We start from the raw sequence: 14,873 nt of genomic DNA, 5'->3' as shown, positions 1-14,873 counted from the left end.
CTCCTAGACGTTGACGGGCCTTGGTGCGGAAGTCCGAGGGGACGGCGCCGAGATCGCTTTAAGCTTCTGCCACAACGTTTCCGACTCCGGGTGTGCGAGGTCGCCGCGGCCGACGACCGAGAGCCCGATGATCCACACCGAGAACAGTGCCAGCCCGAGTGTGACGAAGGAGGCCAGGTATGTCCAGACGTAGGACACGTCGGCTTGGTTGAGCGCCGCCCACATCGGCGCCGCGGTGGCGCCGTTGGCGATGCCGTCGGCCATCGGGATGCACGCGATCACGGCGGGCAGCTTCCACGCCGTGTCGAGATGCGGCCGGAGGTGAAAGATCAACGCGCCGGCCACCATCGGCATCACCGGGTTGACGAATCCCCACCACAGGGGAAATCCCCAGAGGTTGAACGGCTGGTGACCGTAATACAGGTAGGTACCCGCGAGGATGCCGGGGCTTTCCAAGAAGATATCGACGAGAAAGTCTGTCGCCCAGAGCAGAAACAGGTCACGCATCGTGACGCCGCGTGTGAACAGCTTGTAGGCCAGGTAGCCCAGCCCTCCCACGTACCAGGGGTAGACGAAGCAAATGTAGAGCGGCATCGTGCGATCCAGGATCGTGAAGGTGCCCAGCGCGCCCCGCTCCTTCAAGAACACCAAGCCGAGTACGTCGACGACCGGCTCGAAGCCGGCCGCCAGGGCGCCGCCGAGGATGCAGTAGAGCAGCAGCGGCCCCCCGCCCTTAAACAGCTTGCGTAACGCCAGGGCGAGCGCGACGCCCAGCGGAATGAAGATGAAGATGTTGAAAATCGTCTCAGCCACCTTGGGCATCACAGCATCGACCGGCGGCTGCGGAATTGTCGTTAAGGTCGTCGTGATCATCGCCGCTCCCCCAATTGTGAGCCAGTCAACGCCAGTAGGACTAAACTAACGGCCAATGAATGGATTTTCAAGAGTGAAAACCGATTCATCCGGTAAGAATTCGGATGTGCCGTCGGAAACCAAGCCCAAGGCTACGACGCGTGTCGAGCGTCAGCGGCTGCGCACCCGCCGCTTGTTGCTGGACGCCGGCCGGACGCTGATTGCCGCGAAAGGCGTTGCCGGCCTGCGTATTCAGGAGATCACCGAAGAGGCCGACGTCGCCCTGGGTTCCTTTTACAACTACTTCCAGTCCAAGGAGGAGCTCCTCGAGGCCGTTATCAGCGAGAGTCTGTCGGACCTGACGTCGGCGATCATCACCAACGTCGACGACGACACCGACCCGGCCGAGGTCGTGGCGCTTGCCAATCTTCGCGTCATTCGGCTCGCCTACGACGAGCCGGACTTCGCCCGCCTGCTCGTCAACATCGGCCACTCGGAAGCATTGTTCGGCAACGCCGTTCACCAGCCCGCGCGCATCGCCGTCGAGCGTGGAATCGAAAGCGGGCGTTTTGTTGTCGCCGATATCGAGGTCCTGCTCACCGCGGTGATCGGCGGCGCGTTCGCGCTGATCCGGGAGATCCTTGCTGGTCGCCACGGTGCGCACGCCCACGAGGCATTCGCCCGTCACGTGCTGGCGTCACTCGGCCTACCCCCGCACGAGGCGGAAGCCGTCGTTCGCGCGGCCGATTCGAAGCAAGGCAAGAAGGTCGACTAGCCCGTCACCCCTTCTTGTGGTCGCGAATGGCCGTCTGGGCGGCGAGCTTGCCCGGCAGCGCGCACACACCGCCGACGGGATGGGTGCCCGCACCGCTGAGGTACAGCCCCTTGACCGGTGTCCGATAGCCAGCCAGTCCGGCCGCCGGCTTGAGCGGCCCGAACCGTGAGATCAGCGGGTCGACGTGATAGACGTTGCCCGCCGGGGCATTGAACCTCGCTTCGAGATCGGGTCCGCCCAACACAGACCGATCGATCTCGAGTTTGTCCAGACCGTTGTAATATTGTGCGGCATCGCGTAACACGTTGTCGCCGATCTTGTCGCGCACGTCCTCCCACGGCTCTTCTGGCGTCACGGGGACAACGCCGGACCACAGCCACAGGTTGTCGCGCCCCTCGGGGGCCTGGGTGGGATCGACCGCGGTGGGGATGATGGCGCAGCTCACCGGGACCGGGTCGGGCCACCGGCCGCGAACCAGAGCGTTCCAGCCGGCATCCTGCTCTTCGAGGGTGTGCCAGGCGGTGAGGTACTTGCGCAGGTCCAGACCGTCTCCGCGCCACTCCTCGTGTTTTTTCATCGTCACGCGGCCCTCGAGGGCGACGTTGATCTTGAGCGACGTGGCGTGCGTCTTGCGGATCGGAATGTCTTTGGCGCGCACCGACAATTTGGTGTTCAGCGTGTTCGGCGGCAGCAGTTCGTTCAGCGTGACGACTGGGCTGCAGGTGGTCAGCACACCATGACGGGATCTGATGAACTGTCCGGATTCGAGGAGCACTCCGGTCACGCGATCACTCGACACGGCGAGCCGCTCCACCCGGCTGTCGGTGTGCACCGTGCCACCAAGCGCGGTGAGGCAGCGCTGCAATGCGGCCGGTAGCGCGCCCGTGCCACCGACCGGCATCGCGTTCGAAATCTTCTGTACGACACCGAGATAGATCATCGCCCAGGCCGTCGCATCCAGGCGCATCTGCGAAAACGCGGCCATGGCCGCAAGTGCGCCTTTGGGCAACTCGGTTTCGAATGTCTCCTCGAGAAACTCCGTGTGCGACGCGGTCAGCATGTTCCGCAGGCCCCACACCCGCTTGAGATGGCGGGTGGCACCCAGCAGTGAGCCGGCCATCTCACGGTTGAATGGCCGCAGCGGATGGGACTTCATGTACGCGACGACCACGTCCATGATCGGTGCCAGCGCGTTGGACATGTCGAGCCAGGCTCGGGCGTCCTTCGGCGAGAACCGGCGTAGCTCGTCGGCGGTGCGACTGGCGTCCTTCCAGATCGCCAACGAGCTGCCGTCGGGAGCCAACTGGATGTGTGCGGGGTCCACCGAGATCTGCTGCAGGCCGTACTTGTGCAACTCGAGCTCTTCGGCAACACCGGACAGCCGGAAGATCCCGGTCAACTGGATTGCGCCCTCGTTGAAATAGTGGCCCGGCGCCTTCGGCAGCGTCGCGTTGGTGGAGGTCATGCCGCCCACGGTGGGCGATGCCTCCAGGACGGCCACGCGAAACCCGGCGCGGGCCAGGTAGCACGCGGCGGTCAGGCCGTTGTGACCGGCCCCGATCACCACGTAGTCGGCTTCGGTGGGGAGGGCGGCTTTCGTCATACCTGTGATCCTCATCGAACTCGATTACAAAATCAAGAATGAGGTAGGGATCGAATGCGATACTGTCCTCGTGACTCTGTCGGCCGCCCCCATGGGACGCCGCGATCGTCGTAAGGCCGAGGCTCGGCAACGGCTCCTGACCGCGGCCCACCGGCTGATCGCCGAGAACGGTGTGTCGGACCTTCGGATAGGCGACGTCACCAATCGCGCCGACCTTGGCTTCGGCACCTTTTACACGTATTTCGAGTCCAAGGACGCCCTCATCGAGGCGGTCGTGGCCGATGTACTTGCCGGCCTGGCCGCGACGATCGGTGCCGATGCGCTCGAGTTCGCCGATCCCGCCGAGGCGGCCTCGGTGTCGTACCGGCGTTTCCTGCGTTTCAGTCGGGACGAGCCCGAACTGGCGCGGGTCCTCGTCGAACTCGACCGCGTCAATGCGATTTTCGAGGATGCGGTGACACCCTGGGCCATGGAGACCCTTTCCCGGGGACGGAAATCCGGTCGATTCGCCGTCGACGATCTCGAGCTGGCCCTGACATCGATCGTCGGCGCGGCCTTGGCGGCCATCCGGGCCATCTTGGCCGGCCGCATTCCGCCGGGCCCCAAGACGGAGTCGCGGGGAGCGGAGATGATGCTGCGCGGCTTCGGTGTCGACTCGGCCACCGCGAAACAGATTGCCCGCCGGCCGCTACCGTAGCTGCACCCGCACCGAGCCCGCCACCACCGTCGACGGTCACCCGTTCGCCCGTGCGCAATTTGCGACTGCCGTCCACAGTGTCGATGACACAAGGGATTCCGAGTTCGCGGGAAACGATGGCGCCGTGGGACAGCGACCCGCCGATGTCGATCACGACGGCCGCGGCGACTGACAACAGCGGAGCCCACGACGGGTCGGTGATGCGGCACACCAGGATGTCGCCGGGTTCGAAATCATCGGCCTGGTCGCTGTCGGCATCGCGGACGACCCGCACCGTGCCTTCGGCGATTCCGGCGCTGACACCCATGCCCGAGACGATATCGACGCGTTGGGCAGGCTGGTCGCTGCGTCTAACGGCACCGGTATGGGGTTGCCCTGCCAGGTGAGCGGGAGGTCCAACGTCTTGTACCGGGTGTAATACGTTCGGCGCTCGCCGATCACGTCGCCACGGTCGACTCGGGGGTCGGTGAGTATTTCGTCGAGGGTCAGGAAGAACACGTCCTCGGTGTTGTCCAATACACCCTCGACGGGCAGCGCTGGGCCGGCGGCCCGGGCGCCGGCGCGCATCCCATCTATGGCCAACAGGAACCCGGCCTTGCCGACCTCGTGGCCGAGCACGAACCGGCGCGTAGCGCCAGCGTCGGTGCCCCCAACGGCCTGCGCGACCGGGGCAGGCGCGCTCGCAGTTCCCGTTCTGCGGATTGACGTGATGTTCGGGTGGACGCCGCGTTGGCCAGGGTATCGGCCCCGGACTTGCGGTAGGCCCCGGCCAATGCCCGGATCGGCGTGAGGTCTTCGCGCCAGGAGCGGCTCGACACGTCGCCCTCGCCGCGGCCGTGGTACTCGTGCCGGCGGATGAACTCCTTCTCCGTAAGGTGACCGTCGGCCAGTTCGCGCACATCGGCGACCACGGCCGACTCCTCCATGCCGCCGTACCCGCTCACCAGCTCCGTTCCCGGCCCTCCATTCCGGCGGCGGCGCACGGCTTGGCGAGTCGGTCATAGAAGGCCTGGGCGAAGCGTGACGATGCAGTGCGCACGCATGACCGGAACGTAGCGTCGGCTGCCTTCGGTAAGGGCCGCAAGTCCTTCGGCCAGCCCGGACGGTGGACGGTCGCAAACCCGGTTCGTCCACCAGGTGTAGTTGTCTGCCCGGTACGCGGCGACCTGACGCGGGGTCTGCACCGCATTCCATGGCATCTTGACCGCCACAACCGGATACGTGTGGCGGACCGGGCGATTGCGCTCTTGCGACATCTTGGCGCCGAAGAACTGGATCTCCACCGCGCCGCCCGTGGTTCCGGGCATTCGATCGCCGAAGGCACGAAAAGTGTTGATGTTGGCGGCGTATGGTCCTTAGAGGATGCAGCCGAACCGCCGGTTGGCGTCGGACACGTCAGGCCGGCGCGACCATGCGCCGAGTGCGACGACGACCTCAGAAAGCACCAGTTGGGTCAGGCCGTGCTCCAGCCGAGCGGTGTGTGCACGCCGGGGGCCGCCTCGGCGACGTTGCCCGTGGAAAAGTAAGGTGTCGGGGGAGCTGACCATGTGCAGCAGGTTCGGCTGCTCGACCAAGGGCGTTGGTGAGTTGCTCATCGGGGTCAATATATACGATCTGGAACAAAGTACGGGGGGACCTGCTGGACGAGGTGGCTGCTATCCCCACAGGCCACGCCCGTCGACCCCGGTCCCGATCCGTATTCCTTCGGCTGGGTCATCCGGCTGACCGAGGTGGTCAGCCTTTCGGTGTTCGCGTTCCTGCTCTGGCTCACGCTGGTGCGCCCGGCCTACCGCGAGCGGACCGTCACTCTGGACGGGAAGCTGTTCCTGGGCGGACTATTCGCCTCGGTCCTCGACGTGCTGTGCCAGATGTTCAACCCCACCTGGGCGATGAACGCCCACTCCCTGAGCTTGGGCACCTGGGCCAGGCAGTTCCCCGGATTCGCCGCGCCCCAGGCCGATCGATGGGCGTGGAGCCTGGGCTGGTGCATGCCGGCCTACATCTGGCTGGGGTGGGCGCCGCCATCGTGGGATGCGCGTACCTTGATGCCCTGCGCACACGGTTCTCGTCCCTGAGCACCGTCGGTTTGTATGCCGTCGTGCTGGCGTCTTTCATGGTGGCCTTCGGATATCTGGCCACCTTCGGGAACCGAATGGGCGTGTACACCTATGTGTCCTCGCCGGACGCACTGACACTGTGGGCCGGCACCACCCACCGGCTACCGCTGACCGAGCTGCTGTTCATTTCGTCGTACTGCTTGATGTTCACCTGGCTGCGGGACGGACGGGACGCGAACGGTCGCTGCGCGGTGGACCGTGACGTAGACAAGCTGGCTGTCGGCCCCCGGATCAAGACGCTGCTATCCATCCTTGCGGTCTGTGGCTGGGCGGGCTTCACCACCCTGGTGGCCTACCAGATCCCCAACGACTGGGTGGCGATGACCGGTGGCATGACCAGCATTCCCGTGCTGCCGTCCTATCAGCAGGGCAGCATCTATTGCGGTCAACCCGGAAAACCGCTGTGCCCCAACCAGTATTTGACACAGCTCAAATACACCCGCAGCACCGCGACCGGAGGCGGTTAGATGGTCGCTGTGCTTTCCGACAATGACCAACTTGCCCTCCCCGACCGGGTGATCGATGCCGCTCGCCGCTGTTTCGCACGCTATGGCGTTGACCGGACCACGATGCAGGACATCGCCAAGGAGTCGGGTATCGGACGCACCGGCGTCTACCGGCTCGGCCTGACTCGCCGCGAGATCACCGAAGCCGCGATCGTGACCCGACTGCGCGAATTGGGAGAGGGCATCCGGCCCATCGCCGACCGCGACGCCCCATTTGACGAGCTGCTGTTGGAGACCTCGATCGCCACAGTGGACGCAGCCCGCTCCGATCCGGAATTGGGGCATCTGCTGGACACCACCGAAACCGTGTCCCTGCGCCGGTTGATCACCGGCCACGAATCGTCCATGCAGGGAATCGTTTTGGACGTCCTGGGCCCCATGCTGCGGCGCGCCCGTGAGCGCGGCGAGATCCGGCCCGAAGTCAGCGACGACCGCGCCGTCGAATGGCTGCGCGGCGTCTACCTGATGTTGATGCTGCGCGAGGATCTCGATGCCGAAGCCGAGAAGGCGCTCGTCACCGACTTCGTGCTGCCCTCCCTGGTCGCACAACGCGGTACCCGAGAAAGAGAGCGAAGAGATGACAGCCAACGGCAAGAACGGACTAGCCGAGCGCGGACCGGTTTTCATCGTCGGTGCCGGGCCGTCCGGCCTCACCGCGGCCTACCGCTTACGGGCTCGAGGGGTTTCGGTCGTCGTCTTGGAGAAGCGCGATCGAACCGGCGGGATGATCCACACTCACCGCGAACAGGGCTACCTCATGGAGGAGGGCGCCACCATCCGCGCCGAGATCCTGCGCAGGATGGAGAAGCTGATCCCGGGTGTCAGCGACACCGTTGACTACACGCGCATCGCCCGGTGGAACGAAGTGATCGTCTACAGCAGGCCCGGGCTGTACAAGGAACTTGGGCAATTCCAGGCCCGGCAAGCGGCCGTCACGTCGCGCATCCAGTTGGCTGGCGTGTTCCGCTCGTCGTCGAACATGTGCACCGCCACGGTGGCCGGCGAGCGCGCGGCGGCCGAGTTACTGGGTCAGCTGCGCGCGCCGCGCCGGCGCTTTGCCGCGGTGTGATGGCGTCATTCGGGTGACGCCTCGATTCGGCCGAGCAAGGAAGGCATGATCACCGATGTGGGCATCAACCGGAACACTTCGGGTTGATCGATGGCGCGAAGTTGGCACTCGGCAACGGTGGGGTGCTCGAGCTGCAGATGCGCAGCGCCAGGGAGCGGGTTCTGGGTGCCTACAGGCACCGGAGGTTTGCCGCCCATGATGAGTGCCTACGACGACGCGGTCGATATGTGGGTCGTCGGTGGCGGCACCAACAACATCGGTGCCGGCTTTACAGAGCGGGGTGTCGTTCGGTATGCCAGAGTCTGCCGGTTGCCCGGATCGGTACCCCGCGCTCATTACGAGATTCGCGCGCAACGCCGTTGCCGCCGTGGGTTTGAATCGCCCGATCCAGACAGAGCACCCCGGCTTCGGCGGCGGCGAGCTTGGCGATGTTGCTCGACTCCCCGGCGGGAAGCCCCGCGTCGTAAAGGGCCGCCGCGCGCTGGGTCAGCAGCCCTGCCGATTCCTGTTTGATCTTGCCCTCGGCCAGCGGATGCGCGATCGCTTGGTGCGCGCCGATGGGACCGTCCCACACCGTGCGGGTATGGGCGTAGGCGGCGGCCTTGTCCAGCGCGTAACGCGCAGTGCCGATCGAGACCGCCGCGGAGAGAATTTGTTCCGGGTGCAGACCGTCAAATGCGGCCTGCAGGCCGCGGCCCTCCTGTCCGATCAGGCGATCGGCAGGCACCTCGACGTTGTCGAGGAACAGCGTGAACTGCTTCTCGGGCTCTTCGAGGGCGGTGTCGACGGGCTGCATGGACAGTCCCGGACTGTGCGGGTCCACCATGAGCAGCGTCAGCTGGCCCCTGCCCTTGTGATCGGTGCCGGTCTTTGTGACCAGCAGCAGCTCGTCGCACTCGTCGACCCCGGAGATGTAGTACTTCTGTCCGTTGACCACATATCTGTCACCGTCGCGCCGGGCGGTGGTCGAACTGGTGTGCGAGTCGATCCCGCGCCGGCTCGGTGAGCCCGAACGAGAAGCGCATTTGCGCCGAGGCGATTCCGCGCAACCAGCGGTCCTTTTGGTCCGGTGTGGCGTGACGTTGAGGATGGTGCCGATGATGCCGGGGGAGATCAGCAGTCGCAGCAGGGGGTATCCCGCGGCCGTCGTCTCCTCGAGCACCGCCGTCAACTGCCGGAGCCCCTGTCCCGCACCGCCATACTCCCCGGGCAGTAGACGTCTAAAACCTCTCCCTCCCAACGCATTCCAAAGCTCGACCGGTGAACTTCCTTCGCCGTTGACCTTCTTGTGGTAGGCCGGGCCGAAGTCAAATGAGATCGCGAACACGGCTTCCCGCAACATCCGGTCTTCATCGGCGGGAATCAGAGGCAGCACCGGTGGGCTTGGGAGCCGGGCGAGATTGCGCTCATGTCGCCGTCTCGTTCGGTGAGCTAGTCGGACCCCAATTCCCACGCCGGGGAGGTGTTGTCGGGCCGGCCGGCGGCAAAGGCGATGTCGACTAGGTCACGGGCGCGTCGGCGCATCGCGCGGTCACCGATGAGGCCGGCGGCCCACTGGTGGACGATGCCGACCAGGCCACTGAAAATCATCGCGCCGAGGCGGCGCACGTCGACTCCGGCGGAGATTGCGCCGTCCTCGGCCGCCTGCTGCAGGCATTCGACTAGCGCCTTGCTGGGTTCGCGCTCGAGCACGCGGCCGCTGTCGCGCCACTCCGAGATCAGCGCGCGCCAGACGGGGGCTTCCGTGCTGATGATGCGCATCACCTCGTCGACGATCTTGCGCGCACGCTCACGCGGGTCTTTTATATCGGCCGCGAAGCCTTGCCAGTCCGCCAGTGACTCGTTGGCCAATGCCGCCCAGAGATCGTCGCGCGTTCCGATCAGGTTGAAGACAGTCATCGGTGCCACGCCGGCGCGAGCAGCAACCTCTGGGATGGTGGGGCTCTGGTCGGGCTGCTCATGGATAAGCTCACGCGCGGTGGCGATGATCCGTTGAGCGCGCAGCCTTTTACCGCGCTCCCGCCCGTTTTCGATGACGACGAGGTCTGGTTCACTCATGGCAGTCTCAAAGGCGTTCAAGGTAGGCCTTGACGGCGGCGCCGGTGTCGGCGAAGCCGAAAAGTCGCGTCTGATTATGCCATTCGCGCTCGAGTTGGGTTTCGAGTGTGGATTCCGTCGATTGCCGCAGCAGTCGCTTAGCCATCCGCACCGAGACCGACGGCAGCTGGGCAAACTGGGCCGCTCGCGCCAGCGCGGCGTCAAGCAGCTCGTGCGGCTCGACGACGGCCTCAACCAGGCCGATCTCGAGCGCTTCGTCCGCCCCGATCGGACGGATCCGGGTCAGTAGGTTGAAAGCTTTGGGCATTCCGATGATCCGAGGGAGCAACCAGCTCAAACCCATCTCCGGGGAAACGCCCAGGGCTAGGAAGCTGGGCGCGAACTTGGCTGTTCTGGATGCGATGCGGATGTCGTGCAGCAACGCCAGCGACAGCCCGCCACCGGCCACGCCCCCGTTGATTGCGGCGATCGTCGGGGTGCCGACATCGAGGACCCGCCTGACCCAGCGCCCGAAGCCCAGGGTGTCCGAACGCCTTTGCGTGGCGGACAGTCGCGGCATACCCCAGTCGCCGCCGAGCGTGCCTTGGTAACCGAGGTCGTGGAAGTCGATTCCGCCCTCTGAGTTGACGCGGCGCAACACTTCACGATCCGCTCCGACACAGTAGGTGGAGCCCTCTCCGATCGTCACGATTGCCGAGACGGTTTCGTCGCCGTCCGCCGCTTCGAACGCGTCAATGAGATCCCGCATCAGCGTGCCCTGAACAGAATTGCCGGACTCCGGGCGGTTGAGCCGCGCCACGACCGTGCCGTTGTGGCGCTCCACCAGCACATCACGGCCTTCGTCCGCGCCTTGTTGCTTTTTCTGCGACGTCATTGTTATATGGTAACATAAGTTATATGAGCATATAAACCTTGCTCGAAGATGATTTTCTCGCGAGGAGGAGGCCTGACGTGGAGCACCACGGCTGATGTCGTTCGCACAAACGACTGATCAGGGCTCCGAGAACGGGCTCTCGCTCGGCGAGCTGCTGCGCACCCGGGCCGTGGAACTGCCTGATCGCCCGTACGTGACCGTCAGCGGGCGCGGTTACACGTTTGCTGAACTCGACGCCAGATCGGACGCGGTCGCCTCGGCTCTTCGTGCCCACGGCGTGCGTGTCGGTGACCGGGTGGCACTGCTGACCCCGAATCGTCCTGAGGTCGTGGAAGTGTTCTTCGCATTGGCCAAGCTGGGTGCGATGCAGGTGCCGCTCAACGCCGCGTTGAAAGGCGACTTCCTGCGCTATCAGCTCAGTCAATCGCGGGCCTCGGTCATCGTGGTTGACTCTGATGGGGCGGCCGCGCTCGATGTCGTGCTGGGCGGGCTGCCCGATCTTCGTTTGTGCGTGCTGCTCGACGGCCGGCAAGGCGGTGCCGGGTTGGGCGGTATGGAGCGGATCGGCTACCGGGAATTGGTGATGTCTAACGCGGAGCCCCCTCGGGTGATGGTCGATCCGAGCGACACCATGACGATCATGTACACCTCGGGGACCACCGGCTTCCCGAAGGGTTGCCTGCTCAGCCACGGCTACTACCAGCGCGCGGCCCGCGCCGTGGGCCGCGGCGTGGAGGTGACCGAACACGACGTCCTGTTCACCACTCTGCCGATGTTCCACGCCGCGGCGATGTTCAGCAGCCTGATCGGCGGGCTGGTGTACGCGATTCCGGCGGTGATCGATCCCGCCTTCAGCGCCCGCAATTTCATGGCGCGCGCGGGCGAGGTCAACGCGACCGTCGCCTTCGCCGTCGGGGCCATGGGGAACGCGCTATTGGCGACACCCGTGGGCCCCGCCGATCGGGCCCACCGACTCAGGACGATGGTGGTCGCTCCCTTGACGCCGCAGTCGCAGCAGGCATTTCGCGAGCGGTTTGGAATCGAGCCGCATGCGCAGATGTACGGCCAGACGGAATGCATGCCGATCACCTGCACGGCGTTGTCCGACGCTCGTGATCCGTCCGGCTGCGGGGCGCCGATGGGCGATCTCGAGGTCGCGTTGCTCGACGACGACGACCGTCCCGTTGCTGACGGGGAGGCCGGCGAGATCGCCATCCGGCCCAAGGACCGGTTCGTCATGTTCGACGGCTATTGGGATCAGCCGGAGGCCACGCTGCAGGCCTTCCGCAACCGGTGGTACCACACGGGTGACTACGGTCGTCTCCTGCCCAGCGGGCAACTCGAGTTCCTCGACCGCCGGAAAGACGCCATGCGCCGACGGGGCGAGAACATCTCGAGCATCCAACTCGAAGCGGCGATCCGGGCGCACCCGAAGGTCGTTGACGTCGCGGTGCACGGCGTTGCCTCGGAGCTGACCGAAGACGACGTCAAGGCGTGTGTCGTGTTAGCCGAAGGGGTCACAGTGACACCGGAGGAACTGTTCGCGTTCTTTGGTGAGCATTTGCCGTCCTACGCGATACCGCGGTACGTCGAATTTTTCGACGACCTTCCCCGAACCGCGGTGGGGCGGATCCAAAAGTACAAGCTGCGTGAGCGACCACTGGACGATCGCGTGTGGGACTTCGAACGACTGGGGTTGCGGCTCAACAAAAATCGAGACCGCGACGCACAACTATCGACGACAGAAGAAGTGAGGTAGAGAAGAGATGACAGCCATCACCCAGACCGACCCCGGCGCCGAACCAGTCATGCGGTTGGTGCCCTCGGACGAAGAAAAAATGTTGCGAGAAAGCGTCGCGCAGATCGCCCAGAGCTTCGGACATTCGTATTTCATGCAGCAGGTGCGCGAGGGCGGATCGGCGACCGAGCTATGGAATGCCCTCGGCGAACAGGGGTTCCTCGGGGTTTGCCTGCCGAAGGAGTACGGCGGTGGTGGTCAGAGCCTGTGGACGCTGATGATTGTCGCCGAGGAACTCGCGGCGGCGGGCTGCCCGATGGTGCCGCTGGTGTTTTCGCAGGCCATCTGCGGGCAGTTGATCGCCAAGTACGGCACCACCGAGCAGAAGGACGCCTGGCTGGAGGGCATCGTCACCGGTGCGCAGCGGTTCTCGTTCGCGATCACCGAACCCGATGCGGGTTCGAACTCCCACAACATCAGCACCGCTGCGGAAAAGGTGGGAGACCAGTGGGTGCTGCGCGGAACGAAGACGTTCATTTCCGGGGTCGAGAGTGCCGATCAGATTGTGGTGGTGGCGCGGACGGGTAGGCGCCCGGACGGGCGGGGGTTGCTGTCGCTGTTCGTCGTCGATCCCAACGCCGAAGGGCTGACCCGTCAACACGTCCCGACCGCGGTAGAGGTTCCCGATCAGCAGTGGATGCTGTTCTTCGATGGCGTCACCGTGGGCGCTGACCGGCTCATCGGCAAGGAACACGAGGGCCTGCGCGCGGTGTTCGATGGGCTCAACCCCGAGCGGATCCTCGGCGCGATCCAGACTATCGGGATCGGCCGGTACGCCCTGGACAAGGCGGTGCGATACGCCCAAGAACGCAATGTGTGGGGGGTGCCGATCGGTGCCCATCAGGCCGTTGCCCATCCGCTGGCCAAGGCCAAGATCGAACTCGAGGCCGCGAAGCTTTTCGTCCAAAAGGCGTGCATGATGTACGACGTCGGGGATCCCGGCGTTGGGGAGGTGGCGAACATGGCGAAATTCGCCGCCGCGGAGGCCGGGGTGAATTGCCTCGACCATGCCATCCAGGTGCACGGCGGCAACGGGGTCGCGCTCGAATACGGCCTGACCGACATGTACTGGTTGGCGCGGATGATCAAATTCGCGCCGGTGTCCCACGAAATGGTGCTGAACTACGTTGCGGAGCACACTCTGGGCCTGCCGCGGTCTTACTGAGAGCGTTCAAGGAGTCAATGATGACGACAACACAGCCGGAGATCCGTGTCCTGGACGCGGACACCTACGCCAACGGCGACCCGACCACATTCGGGCTGCCGTTAGAGCAGTACGCGTATCTGCGTGACGAGCAACCGTGCTACCTGTACGAGTTCGACGACCCGATGCTGATCGATCGGGCCTGGGTGGTCAGCCGCAACGCCGACATCTGGGCCGTCGACAAGAATTCCGAGCTTTATGCCGCTGATCGTGGGCACGTGCTCATGTGGAAGTTCAGCCCGCTCGATCCGAGTGTGGGTGGCAAGCCGGCGATGCTGACGGCGGATGGGGCCAAGCATCGTCAGCAGCGGGCGGTGATGAGCAAGGCGTTCACCCCGGGCATGGTCAAGAAGCTTGAGGAGAAGTTCCGCGGTTACGCGGTCAACATCGTCGATGAGGCCCTGGAGAAGGGCACGTTCAACTTCGTCACCGACATCGCGCATGCGATGCCGATGGAGGCCCTCGGCGACGTGCTGGGAGTGCCGCCCGGCGACCGGGCGAAATTCTTCGCCTGGGTGGACACCTTCGCCGCGCCGTTCGACACCCGCATCACCCCGTCGTTCGAATACGTGCTGCAGGCGATCTTCGATCTGCTGGGCTATGCCGTGGAGCTGGCCGAGGTCAAACGGCACGAGCCCGGTGACGATGTGATCACCCAGTTGGTGCAGGCCGGCGCCGAGGTGATCTCCCAGGACGAACTGATGGGCAACGTCGCCTTGTTGGCCAGCGGGGCCGCCGAGAGCACCCGCACCGCGCTTTCGCATGGCATGCACGAGCTGATGCGCAACCCGGAGCAGATGGCCTGGCTGCGCGCACACGCCCACGACATCCCCAACACCGCCATCCAGGAGATCGTGCGCATCGCCACCCCGTTCACCCACTTGGTGCGCACCGCCACCGCCGATCACGAGCTGCACGGCCGGCACATCAAAGAGGGCGACATCGTATTGATGCTGTTTACTGCGGGAAACTTCGACGAGCGCGCCTTCGACGACCCCAACACCTTCGACCTCTGCCGCGAGAAGAACCCGCACGTCAGCTTCGGCCGCGGCCCGCATCAGTGCCTGGGCAAACACGTGGCGGCGCTGGAGATGAAGATCCTGCTCGAAGAACTGCTCCAACGCACCAAAGACATCACGCCCGCCGGCGACATCAACTACATTCGAGATGCCTTCTCGCGCGGGGTATATCAGCTGCCCATCACTATCACGCCGGCATGACGCCGAACGCGCGACGAGTGGACAGCCGGCTTCGACGATGCCGCGATCCCCGACCTGACCAGTCGGCGCTGACAAGCGGGCAGCGATCGTCTACGACATT

At 64.9% G+C, this 14,873-nt stretch carries 17 protein-coding genes and 3 pseudogenes; 10 read left to right on the top strand and 10 right to left on the bottom strand.

Going from position 1 to position 14,873, the window contains the following annotated elements:
* Positions 1-3 precede the first annotated feature (3 nt).
* Positions 4-813: a hypothetical protein gene (locus tag AWC19_RS15730; protein WP_142281218.1), complete on the bottom strand. Its 810-nt coding sequence runs from the start codon at positions 811-813 to the stop codon at positions 4-6.
* 166 nt (positions 814-979) lie between these two features.
* Here AWC19_RS15730 and AWC19_RS15725 point away from each other — a divergent pair, with 166 nt between their 5' ends.
* The gene (locus AWC19_RS15725; RefSeq protein ID WP_245849025.1) at positions 980-1,627 is read left to right on the top strand and encodes a TetR/AcrR family transcriptional regulator; all 648 of its coding nucleotides are present in this window, start codon (positions 980-982) and stop codon (positions 1,625-1,627) included.
* Positions 1,628-1,631: 4 nt separating this feature from the next.
* Here the strand turns inward: AWC19_RS15725 and AWC19_RS15720 are convergent, their stop codons facing one another.
* A complete protein-coding gene (locus AWC19_RS15720; protein WP_085078981.1) occupies positions 1,632-3,230 on the bottom strand; it encodes a phytoene desaturase family protein in 1,599 nt (532 codons plus the stop codon).
* Between the two features lie 4 nt (positions 3,231-3,234).
* On the opposite strand from AWC19_RS15720, the gene AWC19_RS15715 reads away from it, so the two are divergent.
* A complete protein-coding gene (locus tag AWC19_RS15715) occupies positions 3,235-3,927 on the top strand; it encodes a TetR/AcrR family transcriptional regulator (protein WP_245849015.1) in 693 nt (230 codons plus the stop codon).
* A gap of 79 nt (positions 3,928-4,006) precedes the next feature.
* On the opposite strand, the pseudogene AWC19_RS31625 reads toward AWC19_RS15715, so the two are convergent.
* The 5 genes and pseudogenes from AWC19_RS31625 to AWC19_RS15700 form a co-directional block, all read right to left on the bottom strand.
* Positions 4,007-4,138: pseudogene (locus tag AWC19_RS31625) on the bottom strand (PEP-utilizing enzyme); the annotation flags it as partial.
* Positions 4,078-4,545 (bottom strand): hypothetical protein, encoded by a 468-nt coding sequence (locus AWC19_RS30660; RefSeq protein WP_245849013.1) that lies wholly within the window; start codon positions 4,543-4,545, stop codon positions 4,078-4,080. The pseudogene AWC19_RS31625 and the gene AWC19_RS30660, both read right to left, overlap by 61 nt.
* On the bottom strand, positions 4,500-4,871 hold the full coding sequence (locus tag AWC19_RS30655; protein WP_245849011.1) for a hypothetical protein: 372 nt from the start codon (positions 4,869-4,871) through the stop codon (positions 4,500-4,502). The genes AWC19_RS30660 and AWC19_RS30655 overlap by 46 nt, the downstream gene beginning before the upstream one ends.
* A 54-nt stretch (positions 4,872-4,925) precedes the next feature.
* Positions 4,926-5,234, bottom strand: a complete 309-nt coding sequence (locus AWC19_RS15705; RefSeq protein WP_085078980.1) for a hypothetical protein — start codon at positions 5,232-5,234, stop codon at positions 4,926-4,928.
* Positions 5,235-5,282: 48 nt separating this feature from the next.
* Positions 5,283-5,522, bottom strand: a complete 240-nt coding sequence (locus AWC19_RS15700) for a hypothetical protein (RefSeq protein WP_142281217.1) — start codon at positions 5,520-5,522, stop codon at positions 5,283-5,285.
* Positions 5,523-5,657: 135 nt separating this feature from the next.
* Between AWC19_RS15700 and AWC19_RS30650 the strand changes: the two genes are divergently transcribed.
* The 5 genes and pseudogenes from AWC19_RS30650 (at position 5,658) to AWC19_RS30635 (ending at position 7,619) form a co-directional block, all read left to right on the top strand.
* Positions 5,658-6,002, top strand: coding sequence for a hypothetical protein (locus AWC19_RS30650; protein WP_245849009.1), 345 nt, complete (start codon positions 5,658-5,660; stop codon positions 6,000-6,002).
* Positions 5,891-6,511: a spirocyclase AveC family protein gene (locus AWC19_RS15695; protein ID WP_245849008.1), complete on the top strand. Its 621-nt coding sequence runs from the start codon at positions 5,891-5,893 to the stop codon at positions 6,509-6,511. The genes AWC19_RS30650 and AWC19_RS15695 overlap by 112 nt, the downstream gene beginning before the upstream one ends.
* Positions 6,512-6,652: pseudogene (locus AWC19_RS30645) on the top strand (helix-turn-helix domain-containing protein); the annotation flags it as partial.
* A 388-nt stretch (positions 6,653-7,040) separates the two neighbouring features.
* A pseudogene (locus AWC19_RS31620) lies at positions 7,041-7,268 on the top strand (FAD-dependent oxidoreductase); the annotation flags it as partial.
* Between the two features lie 81 nt (positions 7,269-7,349).
* Entirely contained in the window at positions 7,350-7,619 is a 270-nt protein-coding gene (locus tag AWC19_RS30635) for a hypothetical protein (RefSeq protein WP_245849031.1), read from the top strand.
* Positions 7,620-7,887: 268 nt separating this feature from the next.
* Here AWC19_RS30635 and AWC19_RS15680 read toward each other — a convergent pair whose 3' ends face one another.
* The 3 genes from AWC19_RS15680 to AWC19_RS15670 are packed head-to-tail and all read right to left on the bottom strand — an operon-like array spanning position 7,888 to position 10,551.
* On the bottom strand, positions 7,888-8,994 hold the full coding sequence (locus tag AWC19_RS15680; RefSeq protein WP_211284934.1) for an acyl-CoA dehydrogenase family protein: 1,107 nt from the start codon (positions 8,992-8,994) through the stop codon (positions 7,888-7,890).
* Positions 8,995-9,050: 56 nt separating this feature from the next.
* Positions 9,051-9,698 (bottom strand): TetR/AcrR family transcriptional regulator, encoded by a 648-nt coding sequence (locus tag AWC19_RS15675; RefSeq protein WP_142281216.1) that lies wholly within the window; start codon positions 9,696-9,698, stop codon positions 9,051-9,053.
* Positions 9,685-10,551, bottom strand: a complete 867-nt coding sequence (locus tag AWC19_RS15670) for an enoyl-CoA hydratase/isomerase family protein (protein ID WP_085078974.1) — start codon at positions 10,549-10,551, stop codon at positions 9,685-9,687. Before AWC19_RS15670 ends, AWC19_RS15675 begins: the two co-directional genes overlap by 14 nt.
* 94 nt (positions 10,552-10,645) lie before the next feature.
* Here AWC19_RS15670 and AWC19_RS15665 point away from each other — a divergent pair, with 94 nt between their 5' ends.
* The 3 genes from AWC19_RS15665 to AWC19_RS15655 are packed head-to-tail and all read left to right on the top strand — an operon-like array spanning position 10,646 to position 14,773.
* The gene (locus AWC19_RS15665) at positions 10,646-12,310 is read left to right on the top strand and encodes an AMP-binding protein (RefSeq protein WP_085078973.1); all 1,665 of its coding nucleotides are present in this window, start codon (positions 10,646-10,648) and stop codon (positions 12,308-12,310) included.
* Between the two features lie 49 nt (positions 12,311-12,359).
* A complete protein-coding gene (locus AWC19_RS15660; RefSeq protein WP_085079018.1) occupies positions 12,360-13,514 on the top strand; it encodes an acyl-CoA dehydrogenase family protein in 1,155 nt (384 codons plus the stop codon).
* Between the two features lie 20 nt (positions 13,515-13,534).
* Positions 13,535-14,773, top strand: coding sequence for a cytochrome P450 (locus tag AWC19_RS15655; RefSeq protein ID WP_085079017.1), 1,239 nt, complete (start codon positions 13,535-13,537; stop codon positions 14,771-14,773).
* Positions 14,774-14,873 lie beyond the last annotated feature (100 nt).

Origin of the sequence: Mycobacterium palustre (genome assembly GCF_002101785.1) — a bacterium.
GTDB classification, from domain to species: Bacteria; Actinomycetota; Actinomycetes; order Mycobacteriales; family Mycobacteriaceae; genus Mycobacterium; species Mycobacterium palustre.
Note: the sequence above shows the minus strand (reverse complement) of the source record. Positions and strands in the feature narration are given on the sequence as shown.